10 protein-coding genes are annotated in these 13,184 nt (G+C 48.2%); 6 read left to right on the top strand and 4 right to left on the bottom strand.

Going from position 1 to position 13,184, the window contains the following annotated elements; translation table 11 throughout:
- Positions 1-65: 65 nt before the first annotated feature.
- From MKY87_RS26650 to MKY87_RS26640, 3 genes are all read left to right on the top strand, one after another.
- The gene (locus MKY87_RS26650) at positions 66-2,093 is read left to right on the top strand and encodes a beta-galactosidase (RefSeq protein ID WP_340966874.1); all 2,028 of its coding nucleotides are present in this window, start codon (positions 66-68) and stop codon (positions 2,091-2,093) included.
- 438 nt (positions 2,094-2,531) lie between these two features.
- Positions 2,532-3,488 (top strand): helix-turn-helix transcriptional regulator, encoded by a 957-nt coding sequence (locus MKY87_RS26645; protein ID WP_340966873.1) that lies wholly within the window; start codon positions 2,532-2,534, stop codon positions 3,486-3,488.
- A gap of 1 nt (position 3,489) precedes the next feature.
- A complete protein-coding gene (locus MKY87_RS26640; RefSeq protein WP_340966872.1) occupies positions 3,490-4,209 on the top strand; it encodes an AlkZ-related protein in 720 nt (239 codons plus the stop codon).
- A 101-nt stretch (positions 4,210-4,310) separates the two neighbouring features.
- Here the strand turns inward: MKY87_RS26640 and MKY87_RS26635 are convergent, their stop codons facing one another.
- A complete protein-coding gene (locus MKY87_RS26635; RefSeq protein WP_340966870.1) occupies positions 4,311-5,825 on the bottom strand; it encodes a UxaA family hydrolase in 1,515 nt (504 codons plus the stop codon).
- Positions 5,822-7,339 carry a tagaturonate reductase gene (locus tag MKY87_RS26630; protein ID WP_340966868.1) on the bottom strand — a complete coding sequence of 506 codons (1,518 nt, stop codon included), beginning with the start codon at positions 7,337-7,339 and terminating at the stop codon, positions 5,822-5,824. The genes MKY87_RS26635 and MKY87_RS26630 overlap by 4 nt, the downstream gene beginning before the upstream one ends.
- Positions 7,340-7,531: 192 nt before the next feature.
- Between MKY87_RS26630 and MKY87_RS26625 the strand changes: the two genes are divergently transcribed.
- From MKY87_RS26625 to MKY87_RS26615, 3 genes are all read left to right on the top strand, one after another.
- Entirely contained in the window at positions 7,532-8,407 is an 876-nt protein-coding gene (locus tag MKY87_RS26625) for an AraC family transcriptional regulator (RefSeq protein WP_340966866.1), read from the top strand.
- Positions 8,408-8,548: 141 nt separating this feature from the next.
- Positions 8,549-10,537, top strand: coding sequence for a translation factor GTPase family protein (locus MKY87_RS26620; RefSeq protein ID WP_340966864.1), 1,989 nt, complete (start codon positions 8,549-8,551; stop codon positions 10,535-10,537).
- Positions 10,538-10,551: 14 nt separating this feature from the next.
- A complete protein-coding gene (locus MKY87_RS26615) occupies positions 10,552-11,229 on the top strand; it encodes a tetratricopeptide repeat protein (protein WP_340966863.1) in 678 nt (225 codons plus the stop codon).
- 120 nt (positions 11,230-11,349) lie between these two features.
- Here MKY87_RS26615 and MKY87_RS26610 read toward each other — a convergent pair whose 3' ends face one another.
- Both MKY87_RS26610 and MKY87_RS26605 read right to left on the bottom strand, forming a co-directional pair.
- Complete coding sequence (locus MKY87_RS26610) at positions 11,350-12,411, bottom strand: phosphotransferase (protein WP_340908267.1); 1,062 nt, start codon at positions 12,409-12,411, stop codon at positions 11,350-11,352.
- A gap of 92 nt (positions 12,412-12,503) precedes the next feature.
- The gene (locus MKY87_RS26605) at positions 12,504-13,130 is read right to left on the bottom strand and encodes a GDSL-type esterase/lipase family protein (protein WP_338593759.1); all 627 of its coding nucleotides are present in this window, start codon (positions 13,128-13,130) and stop codon (positions 12,504-12,506) included.
- Positions 13,131-13,184: the final 54 nt, after the last annotated feature.

Below are 13,184 nucleotides of genomic sequence, written 5' to 3'. Positions count from 1 at the left end.
ATTATATTTTAAAAGTCATATGTATCATATAGTATAGGATTATTCTTATACAAGAGGTGAACACATTGATTAGCAGCAAACTGCCCAAAATGTTCTACGGGGGCGATTATAACCCGGAACAGTGGGATCACGAAACCCACCTTGAAGACCTGCGCATGTTCCAATTGGCAGGCATTGATATTGCCACAATTAACGTATTTTCATGGGCACTAATTCAGCCTGATGAAGTTACTTACCATTTTGAAGAACTCGACCAACTCATTAATCGTTTATATGAAAATGGTGTCTATATATGCCTTGCAACAAGCACTGCTGCCCATCCGGCTTGGATGGCAAAGAAATATCCAGACGTGCTTCGTGTAGATGCCGATGGACGCAAACGCAAATTCGGTGGGCGCCATAATTCCTGTCCCAACAGCCCGACCTATCGCAAATATTCCGAGAAGATTGCAGATAAACTGGCTGAACGATACAAGGATCACCCCGCTGTTCTCGTATGGCACATCTCCAATGAATATGGCGGTGAGTGTTACTGTGATAACTGTGAGAAAGCATTCCGCGTATATCTGAAAGAACGCTATCAGACTCTGGAACAGGTCAACAAAGCATGGAACACAAATTTCTGGGGGCATACCTTCTACGATTGGGACGAGATTGTACTGCCGAGCAACCTGAGTGAACATTGGGGTAACAACAATTCAACGTTCCAAGGAATCTCGCTGGACTACTCCCGCTTCAACTCAGACAGCATGCTGGATTGTTATCGGTTGGAGTACGATGCGATCAAAAAACACATTCCGGACTCCGTTGTGACTACCAATCTGATGGGATTTTTCAAGCAATTGGATTATTTCAAATGGGCAAAATATATGGATATTGTATCCTGGGACAGCTATCCCGGTCTCGCAACACCCGTCAGCTTCACGGCAATGGCTCATGACCTTATGCGCGGACTGAAAGATGGTCAACCGTTCATGCTTATGGAGCAAACACCAAGTCAGCAGAACTGGCAGCCATATAACTCACTGAAACGTCCAGGTGTCATGCGTCTGTGGAGTTATCAATCTGTTGCGCACGGGGCCGATACCATTATGTTCTTCCAGCTTCGCCGCTCCATTGGTGCCTGTGAGAAGTATCATGGTGCAGTTATTGAACATGCTGGACACGAGAATACACGTGTATTCCGCGAAGTCGCTGAACTGGGCAAGGAATTGCAGATCCTTGGAGATACCACACTGGATGCATCTGTTGAATCCAAAGTAGCGATTGTGTTCGACTGGGATAACTGGTGGGCCATCGAAAAATCAAGCGGACCTACGGTTGCCCTGAATTATGTAGATCAGATTCACAAATATTACGCCGCTTTCTTCCGCCGCAACATACAGGTAGATATCGTCAGTGTGGATACGGATATTAGCAAATATGACATCGTTCTCGCGCCTGTCCTTTACATGGTTAAACCAGGGTTTGCCGCCAAACTGGAGAAGTATGTTGAAGCAGGCGGAACATTCCTGACAACCTTCTTCAGCGGCATTGTCAACGAGAACGATCTCGTGACTACAGGTGGATATCCGGGAGAGTTACGTAAGCTGCTCGGAATCTGGGTGGAAGAGATTGATGCCCTGCTGCCTGATCAAAAGAACAGCATAGTCCTCAAAGAAACCTACGGTGACCTTCAAGGAGAGTATGGCTGCGGCATGCTGTGTGACCTGCTGCACAGTGAAGGAGCCGAAGTCATCGCGGAGTATGGAAACGACTTTTATAAAGGCATGCCTGTTGTGACACGTAATACCTTTGGTCAAGGTGAAGCCTGGTACGTTGCATCCGACCCGGATGAGCGCTTCCTGGATGGTTTGCTGGGACAGCTTGCAGCAGCCAAAAACGTAGAGTCCTTGCTCGAGACACCAGAAGGTGTTGAAGTAAGCGCACGAACCAAAGACGGCAAACCCTACCTGTTTGTCATGAACCATAACGCAACCACGCAATCCTATGATCTGGGAACAGCTAAGGCACATGATCTGCTCACCAATCGTGAGCTTTCGGGAAGTGTTGAGATTGAAGCCCGTGGGGTGCAATTGCTCGAAATGAAATAAGGGATTTCGCTTAATTGGAATCATTCGGAATGAAACACTGTGATAGAAATACCCGTGATACAAAGTGTCACATATTCATTCCTTTTATGCTTGTTATTGTCTTCAGCGAGCATATTGGTATAGATTTCAGACCTTTATCGTCCTCTGTAAGCCAAAAGCTGCTACTTCCCGTATCCGTCTACACCGGATGCGGGTTTTTGGCATGATCTGTGGTCTTTTTGATAGAAGGAAATATCAGTATGCAAAGCGAATTGGACGAGAAACACATTTTAACAAAGCCTGCCGGAACATGCTTGTGAATCCTGATGCTGATCCATTATAAAATAATGAACAGTTGAAATATTGGTGACACTCATGATGTCACTTATTCGTTGTTACAATAGAAATATTACTACGACATCACTTTCCGGCGGCGCAGATCGAAACGGAGTGGCTGACATGAACAGAACAAATCGGCTTGCTGCCATCGTAATGGCATTACAGCATGGTCACGAAACGGCACACTCATTAGGCGAGAAATTTGAGGTTTCCCGTCGCACGATTCTTCGGGATATTCAGTCCCTCTCCGAGATGAATGTGCCCATTATTGCCATTTCCGGTCCGGGAGGCGGTTTCAGACTTATGGAGGGTTACGTATTACCCCCATTACAGCTGGACCCGGTAGAAGCAGCGACGCTCATATTCGCTCTTGAAGGTCTAAGTCGCTACGCGGATACACCCTTTCATGAGAAACGCTGGACCCTGATGAACAAAGTTAAGGCCATCATTCCGGATGATATCATGTCGCGAATTGATCCCATGCTCAAACAGCTGCATCATCATATTCCAGACCGCAATTACATTCTTCCTCATCTGGACGCACTGCTGGCATGCATACCCGAACACGGGTGGCTTAGTGTGTTATATCGCTCCGCAACACGTCAGCGGTGGTTGCATATCTGTCCCTCACGGGTATATGCTTCCTCCGGCTTCTGGTACTGTGAAGCATATTCGATCGAACATGGTGAACAGCGTCTATTCCGGGTTGACCGAATTATCGATGTCAAGGCGATCGAACCTCAGGATGCACTGGTGTTTCACGAACAGGCGGAGCAACAGCAGAGCAAGCCGATCCCTCCAGAACAGCCGCCAACACTAGTTAAGGCACAACTGAGTTACCGGGGAATGATTGAAGCTGAACAGGACGAGCATATTGGTGAAAAGATGATTGAAATTGCCCCGGACCTCTGGGAATTATCATTCCTTTGTCCACCAGGGGAATGGGACTGGGCCGTACGATTCTTTTACCGATTGGGACGTGAAGCTGAAGTGATTGAACCCCTCCAACTTCGCAGTGAGATTCGTCAGCATGCCGAGGAAGTGAGCCGGAGATACCTTGCTTCAACCAAGTCGTAGCTTGACTAAACACAAAAAGGAGCCTACTGATATCATGACTTATGAAGCCGTTATAACGTACGAACAAGCAGTACAGCGTATCCAGTCTATAGGGCTGCTGCCTCTGGCACCACTATTTGCCGATTATCCTTCGCTGTCATCGCTAACCCCCAAAGAACATTGGCACAAGGATGATGAACTCGATCCCTGGTTATGGCGTTCACGTCTGGCTGAAGAGGGCATTGCTGCTTATGGAAAGTTTGTCAAAAAGAAAGCGCTTCTTGTCTCATCTGAGTACTTCCCTTGGGTACACCGACTGCTTGCCGACTCCAAAACCATCAAGGAACAGTATGAAGCGGGTCTGCTCTCCCGTGAAGCGTTCAAACTCCATGCCTTAGTTGCAGAACAGGAAGGCATCGATGGACGTGCCTTGCGATCACAAGCTGATTTCGGGGCAAAAGAGGACAAAAAAACATTTGACCGTGGACTTCTGGACCTTCAGGGCTGTGCAGCCATTGTGATCAGTGGAACCAAAGAAAAAGAGGGACTCGCCGAAGGCAAAGTCGCATGGAACAGCTCCGCATATGAGACCGCAGATCACTGGATGCAGCGTCATGGCATTAAGCCATTCGAAGGCAGCGTAGAAGAGGCGCGTGAACTGTTGGCTGCGCAACTACAGCAACATGCTTCACCCGCCGCATTATCAAGCATCTTCAAAGCACTTGGCATCCGTGCAATCTAAATAAAGCCAATCCCGGTTGTAGTGCAAATTTCAACCGGAATTGGCTGTGGTTCACCCTATAATGCAACCTAGACGATTAACAACATCCAGCCAGAATGGATTTAGAGAATCACGCCATCCTTGAATATGGCAATCTCCCGGAAACCATGCTGCTCACTGAGTGTGTGTGACCGCCCTGAAGCAATGTCAATCAGCTGGCTGAACAACTGTACTTTGACCTCATCCATCGTCTGCCCCTCCAACAGCTGGCCTGCGTTGAAATCAATCCAGTGTTTTTTGCGATTAGCCAGATCGGATTGGGTCGCAATCTTGACGGTAGGTACCGGACCTCCGAAGGGAGTCCCCCGCCCTGTTGTGAAGAGCACAATATGTGCACCCGCCGCAGACAGTGCCGTTACAGATACCAGGTCATTACCCGGTGCTTCTACAATGTTCAGACCGGTTTGAGTTACACGTTTGCCATAGCGTAGAACGTCAACTACGGAAGAACGTCCTCCCTTTTGCGTACATCCAAGTGACTTTTCCTCCAGCGTTGTGATGCCACCAGCCTTATTACCAGGTGAAGGATTCTCATAGATGTTCTGGCCATGGTTCACAAAATATTGTTTGAAGCCGTTCACGAGGTCCACCAAATCATGAAATACCTGCTCATTGGCAGCCCGGTTCATTAAGATTGTCTCCGCACCAAACATCTCCGGAACTTCCGTCAGAATAGCCGTACCCCCGGCAGCAACCAGCATATCAGCAACTGCACCGACCAGCGGATTGGCTGTAATGCCAGATAAACCATCGGAACCGCCACACTTCAAACCAATTTTGAGTTTGCTGAGCGGAAGCGGCTGCCGTTGTTCATGTTCAGCGATCTCCACAAGTTCTTCCATCAGTCGAAGCCCTTCCTCAAGCTCGTCATCCGTTTCCTGTGCTTTGAGAAACCGTACTTTGCCGCGGTATTCCGGAGCAATACACTCACGGAATTCATCGACCTGATTGTTCTCACAGCCCAGACCAATGACAAGCACACCTCCTGCGTTCGGATGCTCCACCAAGGAGGCCAGCAACTGTTGAGTATACTTCAGATCATCGCCAAGCTGTGAACACCCGAATGGATGCGGAAAGTGAAATACACCATCTACCCGGCTTCCAAATTGGGACTGACCCATACGTGCCAATGCTTCACAAACTTTATTGATACATCCAACCGTATTCACAATCCAGATCTCATTACGGATACCTGCTTCACCATTGGGACGTAAATATCCATCGAATGAGCGCAGATGTTCCGGTGGCATGTCCGTCTGAACCTGGGCCCCCGGTTGGTATTCATATTCAAGCAATCCGTGCAGCCCCGTCTTCAGGTTGTGACTATGAATCCAGCTTCCCTGCTCAATCTGCTCTTGGGCAATCCCGATGGAGAAACCATACTTCATCACATCATCACCTGGGGCCAGCGTATGCACAGCAATCTTATGCCCCTTCGGCACGTCATCGAGCAGTGTAAAGGAAACACCGTCTGACAGGGTAATGCATTCTCCTTTGGCATAATCCCGAAGCGCTATAATAACATCATCCTGCGGTTGAATGGCAATCCAGTCATTGATTGTACTTGTTGTGTTCATTTCCCTTCACCTTCCAACAATCCGATTTCACGAACAAGTGCTGCACGCAGCCCTTCTCTTGCATCCAGATTTTCGCCCCAGATCAGGGTATCTGACAACACAGCCGCTACCCGGTTATCCAGTTGGTTCTGATCCCTATTAAGCGTGTCATAACCTTCCCAGTGTGCAGCCAAAGCAGCCAGGACATCCGGGTCATCCCGCAGCAGAATGTCGTCCCCATTCAGTCGTTGTGCCTTGTAACCTTCTGGCGTATTTACCGGACGGTAGAGACACAATAATCCAGCAAACCCTTGAATTAAACGTTCTGGCCATTTTCCGTGATTTTGCTCGTAAGACAAAAGTGTAGGCAACACACGAACCTTGAATTTACCGATCGTATTCAAAGCAATATCTTGCAATTTGTGATCAATATACGGGTTAAGGAACCGTTCGAACACTTCTTCCGCATACTGGTCTAGCTGATGATCGGGCATATCCAGAGCAGGGACGATCTCCTGATGCACCGCTTCCCTGATCCATGAGCCAAAATGTGGATCTTCCATCGTTTCTCTCACATGTTGCTTGCCTTGTAGAATGCCGAGGGATGACATTAAGGTATGTGCCCCATTCAAAATACGAACCTTGCGTACCTGAAAAGGCTTCAGATCTTTCACCCAATGTACATTGAGTCCTGCCTGTTTGAGTGGAAGTTTTTTGTCCAATGATTCATCACCCTGAATGGCCCAAAAATGATATGGCTCTGCCGTATTAATCAACTGGTCCTCATAACCCCAACGATTCGTCAGGGAATCGGCTTCCTCCTGGGTCGGCGCACCTGTGACAATTCGGTCTACCAGATTATTCAAGAAGTGATTATGGTTCTCGATCCATGAACGGAAGCCATCCGAATACCCATAATCCTCACTATGACGGAGGACACAACTGCGCAGCACATCACCATTGCCTTCAAGCAGTTCACATGGCAGATGAATCAAACCTCTGGATGGATCACCATTAAATTTCAAATATCGCTGATGCAGAAAAACCGTTAATTTCCCCGGAAATGATTGTACGGGTTCACCCTCGATATAGTCCGCATACGTATATTTCAATCCTGATTCGGTTGTATTGGAAATAACGAACTCAAGTGATGGCAGTTCCGCCAAGTTCAGAAAGGCATCCCATTCCTCATACGGATTGATACACTGTGAGAAAATGGAGATCAACTCTGTCCGCTCAACCGGCTTTCCTTGAGACAGCCCTCGCGTAATCATCGTGTATAACCCATCCTGATCACGAATCTGCTCCAGCTTGGCCTTGCCTCCCGGTCGTGGTTGCGTAACAGCTACACTTCCATGGAATTTGCCTTGTCTGGCACTCTCATGAAGCATCCAGTCTGCAAATCCCCGCAAGAAATTACCTTCTCCAATCTGCAAAACCTTCACGGGACGCTCCATAATCTCCTTGCACTTGCGCTGACCATCGCTCCCCAGTAAATTCAGCTTCAACCTTGGCCGTTTTGTGCTTGCCGACATGGACACTCACCTCATCGATTATTTGTACTGTCGGAATGCAGCTCATAGGCTCTGCATCCTTTTATTGTAAACGCTTTAAATTCATTGTATCATCAATAAAAGGAAATTAAATTGCTTTTATTGCGGTAAATATACTCTCTAATGACCAGGCTTAACATCTCGTTGAAGACGATCGTCTGGAAAGGAGTCTTTATGGAACGTTCACCTGTTCGTACGACTATTCAGGCAGAATCCGGTATTCCATTCCGCCTGGTGTACAGCGACACCAAATCCCCTCAGAACGAATTGCCAGATCATCTTCACGACTGGCATGAAATTATCTATGTATATCGAGGACAGGGAAGCATCTTTATTGATACTGGACTTGAGAATATGCAAGAAGGAGATCTGTTCATCATTCCTGGCAGCACGGTTCATCGAGCCTTGCCGGATGCAGGCAATCCTGTCACATCTTCCGCATTGTTCTTCAGCCCTGGATTGCTGGCATCCACCGCCGGAGGTGCTGCTTCTTCTTTGCTAAGCCTGTTTGAACGTTGTCGTAAACAACGCGTGTATAAGAGGCATCTGAACACAGAGGAGCAATCACAGGTGGCCGCCCTTATTGATGATATTCAGACCGAATTCCAGCTCGGTCATCATCTAAGCGCACATGCGGCCCTGTTAAGGCTGCAACTATTGCTTATTTTTCTGGAACGTCTGGAAACTGCAGGACCTGCGAATCCGGGTAAATCCGCTCCGGGTCCCTCATGGCTCTCTTCTACGATCTCTCATATTGACGATAACCTTCGGAATGGCCTGTCCCTCCCTGAACTGGCACAGTACGCCTCTGTATCCCCTGCCCATTTCAGTCGTGCATTCAAACGATACACGGGTATGACTCTAACGGATTATGCATTAGCGCGAAGGGTCATTATGGCGAAAGAGCATCTGGTACAAAGTGATGAGACGATGGCAGCCGTTGCCGATGCTTGCGGGTTCGACAGCCTGCCCCACTTTTACCGTCAATTCAAAAAATTAACCGGCACAACGCCCGCAGCTTATCGCAGAACCATGAACAGTTCTCGTTAAAATAGAACCAGACTGGACGTAGGTTCCTGAGTCTAATCATATATATCCACATATTCTTCCATATGGAAGATGTGGTATGATAATCTGGATTATTACTTGTCGGAAACATTGCATTCCGTTGTCAGAGGAGCTTAGCATTCCATGTTAAACGAATTGAATCGCAGGAATATTGGCATCTTCGCCCATGTGGATGCGGGGAAAACAACCACCACCGAGCATATGTTATTTGAGAGTGGTGTCGTCCGCAGTCCGGGACGTGTAGATGACGGAACAACAGCCACAGACTCCCTGGACATTGAGAAAGAACGTGGCATATCCGTTCAGGCAGCCATGACCTCTCTGATCTGGAAGAACACCATCATTGACCTCATTGATACGCCTGGTCACATTGATTTTAGCTCCGAAGTAGAGCGAACGCTAAGGGTAATGGATGGCGCTATTCTCATACTGTCGGCAGTAGAAGGAATTCAGTCCCAGAGTGAAGCCATCTGGCATGCCCTTCGTTCACTTCGCATCCCAACCATCATCTATATTAATAAAATGGATCGGATTGGCGCATCTGCCCCAGCGGTAATGGAGCAGATTCGTTCCACCCTGTCCCCTTTCGCATGCGAAATCCAAACATGCCATATCCATGAAGGTTCATTTCATGGCATCGACTCCCTCTGGAACCCGAATCAAGATTCTCTGTCAGATGGCACACCTTCCATTCCAGGTCTGGTCGAGATACTTGCCGAGCTGGACGAAGAGGTTATGGAAGCCTACATTCAGGAGACTCCGTTATCGCAAAGGGATCTGAATGAAGCATTCCTGCGGTATGTGCATCAGGGTGAGATGTTCCCTGTCTGTTATGGCGCTTCGGGCAAAGGAATTGGCGTCACGGCATTGCTGGACGCGGTCCTTGCATTTCTGCCTGCACCTGCACAACCAGTGGACTCTCCCGTATCCGGTGTTGTGTTCAAAATTGAACGTGATCGCACGATGGGACGCACGGCTTACGTCCGTATGTATGGTGGCAGCTTACACAATCGGGATACCATCCATAATTCGACGCGGGAGCTTGAAGAGAAAGTGACGCAGATTCGCCGCATGGATGGACGGAAATGGGCGGATACCGGTGCCGTTCACGCGGGGCAGATTGCTATGCTGTACGGACTGAGTGACACACATGTGGGTGACATTATCGGCAATCCTGAGGGTGTACCTCCTCTTCCACAGATGGCTGTACCTTTGCTGACCGTACAAATACATGGCAAGGACCCGGCATGTTACCCCGATCTTGTCGCAGCATTGCAAGAATTGACGGATGAAGACCCCTTACTCGACCTGCAATGGTTACCGGAGGAACGAGAACTGCATCTCAAGGTCATGGGAACCATTCAGCTTGAGATTTTATCCAGCCTGTTGCTGAGTCGTTTCGGATTGGATGTCGTGTTTGATCCGCCATCCGTCATCTATAAGGAGACACCCCGTACAGCCGGAGAAGGTTACATCGCCTATACGATGCCTAAGCCCTGCTGGGCCATCCTCCGCTTCAAGATTGAACCTTTGCCTCGCGGAAGCGGTCTGGTCTATTCCTCAACCGTAAGGACAGATGATCTGCTGTTACGTTATCAGAATGAAGTTGAACGACGAATTCCGGAAGCCTTGTCTCAAGGTATGCTCGGTTGGGAAGTAACTGATCTGCGTATCACGCTGGTTGAAGGGGAACATCATGTCTGGCATACACATCCGCTGGATTTTGTCGTAGCCACGCCTATGGGAATCATGGATGGATTGTCGAGAACAGGTACCACGTTACTGGAACCCCTTCTTCAGTTCCGGCTGACGGTCCCGGAAGAATACGGCGGTAAGGCCCTTAGCGATCTGGTACATATGCGGGCAACCTTCGAAGCCCCCGTCATTGGTAGCGGACGTTGTATTATTGAAGGAGTTATGCCTCTTGCCACCTCAATGGATTATCCGGTGAAACTGCGTTCCGAGACAAGCGGCCGCGGGGTGCTTACGACTTCGTTTGCCGGATACCAAGATTGTCCTGCGGATGTGAATCATGCTCGCAAACGCAGAGGAGTTAACCCGCTGGATCAGTCGAAATATATTTTAAGTGTACGAAACGCGATTACATCATAAATGGAGTTGAACCTGTGCTTATTAAATTTCTTATCTTTGGGCTTCTATGGCGGATTGTAGGTAATCCGTTCATTGCCATCCTTATTTTACTCGTTATACTGTATTTTCTGGATCGTCGTTACGTTGGGGTGTTCCCAAGCTTCACGAAACCTCTCAAGCGTATGCGTAACATCTCCCGGCTTCGGCAGCAGCTTGCCATGAGTCCCAATGAAGTTTCTTCCAAGCTGGAACTGGCTCGTCTGTTAATTGAACGCAAGCGGTATAGTGAGGCACATGCCTTATTGCTTGAACTGGAGCGCCCATACGAACAATCGGCTGAGTACTGGGAGGCATTGGGGACAACTGAGCTTCATTTGGGCAACATCGAAAAAGGCGAACGTCATATTTTGCAAGCCCTTGAGATCAACCCCAGAGTCAAGTACGGACGCCCGTACCTAACCCTTGCTGGAGCCTTCAAAGATACGCATGAAGACAAAGCGCTGGATTATGTGCATCAGTTTCAGGAGATTCATTCCTCTTCCAGTGAAGCTTATTATCTGCTTGGCACGGTTCATCGTTCCCTCGGACGCAATGCTGATGCGAAACAGGCTTACGAGCAATCGTTGAACGTGTATCGTTCGTTGCCCAAATACAAAAAACGTCAGGAGCGCCGCTGGGCTGTGCGCAGTTGGTTCCGCAAACGTGGCTTGTAATGCGTAATGTCATCCGTTATACGCTGTAATCTTCATATATCACTCTTCTAACCAATAAAAGTGCACTGATCTCTGCCCTCGTATGAGCAGAAACAGTGCACTTTATTCTTAACAACAACATTAATATACCAATATCTCACGCAGTCGTTCTTCATGAAGAGACATCCAGTCAATCCGCTGTTTGAGTTTCACAATCTGATCCACAGCCACTTCCGGCTCATCTGTACCCTCAAACATCCGGCTGATGAAATGCATGACCACATCCAGACTACGCAGCAGAATCAATCGAGGTATGGCTAACAACTCTTCCCGCTCCAGGCTGACATGTTCCCGAAAACCCCTGATCAGTCCCTCTTGTGCCTGCCACATCCATTCTTCACTCTTGTCCATGGTAAGAAGGTCGGACATCGGAACAGCCAGCTCCATTACCCGCAAATCCCATGTCGCAAATTCAAAATCCAAAATGGCACAGATTTCACCATCCTGCTGATCTGCCAATACATTCGAGGCATTCATGTCCCCATGAACCAATTGATGCGGCAGATGTTCCATTCCCCGCAGAGCTTCAAACAGATCTGGCAGCGCATCTCTCAGTTGCTTCAACTCATTTGCACATGCGGCCAATTGCTCCGAAGGCGATGTGCATAACTGTAATAATCGTTCTGGTGAACAGAGCGGATACGCATCCTGAATTTGATAGTACGGTGGGTATACAGGTTCAATTGTTATATCCAACGTAGCCATAACAGAAGACAGGGCCCCCGCCGCTTTACCGAGCCCTATCAATTGATCTGGTGTATGCCAGATGGGATTGACGCCTTCCCTATAATGAAACAGAGTCACGATTTTGGTATGACCTGTGAGGGTATCTTTTACAGGAAGGAATGTACCTGCCTCACCAGATAACCGCCTTACAGGTGAAGGTGTATCAAGCTTAAAGTTCGAACGTTGGAGGGCTTCCAGCACCTCGTGTTCAAAGGTGATTTTCATCGGATCATTATGTGTTTCATATTGTCTCATGACGTAATTAGTCCCGTCTACATGGAGCATGTAAGTAGAATTATTCATCCCACCCTTTCCACGCTCGCCTTTCCAATCCGATGTGAAACCGTATAAGGCCAACACTTCGGATATACGCTGCTGCTCTGAAGGATGGAGGGAACCGGAATCGATGTTTTGCACCAAAAATTAACCCCTTTATCTCACAAAATGGAACTGTCTTCTATTTATCTTAAAGGAAGTCCATCGCTTGGTCTAGTTCTGTTCCAAAGTGATCAAGAGAACGGATAATATCCCGTCCGATTAAGCTGCTCCGCAATGACACGATATCCTCTTGCATTGGGATGCACTCTGTCCCAGAACAAAAGTTCACGCTCACGACCTTCGAACCTGTCATAGACCTGAGCACACGCATAGTTGCCTGATCCCGCTCCATTCAGAAAAGAATTATATTGGCGCACCCAGTACGCAGCTTCCGTCGCTTGTGGATACGGGTTGTACAATCCGATGGATCGGACCATATACTCACTGTTTCCCTTTAACTGCCGAATGTGCCGCATGATCTGGGATACATTACTGCGGGTTTCTCCGAGCACCTGTGTCATTTTGCTGGCATTTGGAATGCCGTTACTTGCTTTAAACGTACGAATCAGATCATTCCCGCCAATGGATATGGTAATGATATTCGCTTCACGGAGCGATTGCCGCACTCGGGGATGCGAAGAGATCATCTGCAACATTTCCCCCGACGTCAGTCCATTCACGCCCATATTTTCCATGGATACAAACGTACGAACATTCATTTCTGCCATTCGCCGATATAAAGGAACAAAGCCGGTGCCCAGCAACGCTCCTGTACCTACCGTTAATGAATCGCCTATAGCCACATATCGATATACCATCCCGTCGCCCCTCTCTGCTGTGATTTCTCTGAACCATAATGAATTGCTCTATAT

Origin of the sequence: Paenibacillus sp. FSL R7-0198, assembly GCF_038000415.1 — a bacterium.
Taxonomy (GTDB): domain Bacteria; phylum Bacillota; class Bacilli; order Paenibacillales; family Paenibacillaceae; genus Paenibacillus.
The sequence above is the reverse complement of the archived record's forward strand: the minus strand, read 5'-3'. Positions and strand labels throughout refer to the sequence as shown.

Bases quoted from the DNA above. Each gene is read 5' to 3' on its own strand.
- MKY87_RS26645 (WP_340966873.1), top strand. From the start codon at position 2,532: ATGAACAGAACAAATCGGCTTGCTGCCATCGTAATGGCATTACAGCAT.
- MKY87_RS26635 (WP_340966870.1), bottom strand. From the start codon at position 5,825: ATGAACACAACAAGTACAATCAATGACTGGATTGCCATTCAACCGCAG.
- MKY87_RS26630 (WP_340966868.1), bottom strand. From the start codon at position 7,339: ATGTCGGCAAGCACAAAACGGCCAAGGTTGAAGCTGAATTTACTGGGG.
- MKY87_RS26625 (WP_340966866.1), top strand. From the start codon at position 7,532: ATGGAACGTTCACCTGTTCGTACGACTATTCAGGCAGAATCCGGTATT.
- MKY87_RS26620 (WP_340966864.1), top strand. From the start codon at position 8,549: ATGTTAAACGAATTGAATCGCAGGAATATTGGCATCTTCGCCCATGTG.
- MKY87_RS26605 (WP_338593759.1), bottom strand. From the start codon at position 13,130: ATGGTATATCGATATGTGGCTATAGGCGATTCATTAACGGTAGGTACA.